Here is a 294-nt window from a genome sequence, read left to right as displayed (position 1 = left end):
ACGGCCAGGACCTGCTGGGCATGGACGCCAAGGCCTTCCACGCTTACAAACGCCGCATCCAGATCATCTTCCAGAACCCCTACGCCTCGCTGAACCCGCGCTTCACCGTGGAGCAGATCCTGAGCGAACCGATGCAGCTGCACGGCATCGGCCGCGACGGCGGCGAGCGGCGCAAGCTGGCGCAGGAACTGCTGGACAAGGTGGGGATGCCGGCCGGAGCGCTGCAGAAATACCCGCACGAATTCTCCGGCGGCCAGCGTCAGCGCATCGCCATCGCGCGCTGCCTGACCTTGA

Annotated in this window: 1 protein-coding gene; it reads left to right on the top strand. The window is 66.3% G+C overall.

Annotated features, from left to right (window positions below; translation table 11 throughout):
- Nucleotides 1-294 (top strand): ATP-binding cassette domain-containing protein (locus HA052_RS27250; RefSeq protein ID WP_166454456.1); only part of this gene is annotated, 294 nt, incomplete at both ends.

The sequence above is a fragment of the Chromobacterium fluminis genome (assembly GCF_011602385.1).
GTDB lineage: Bacteria > Pseudomonadota > Gammaproteobacteria > Burkholderiales > Chromobacteriaceae > Chromobacterium > Chromobacterium fluminis.
The sequence above is the reverse complement of the archived record's forward strand: the minus strand, read 5'-3'. Positions and strand labels throughout refer to the sequence as shown.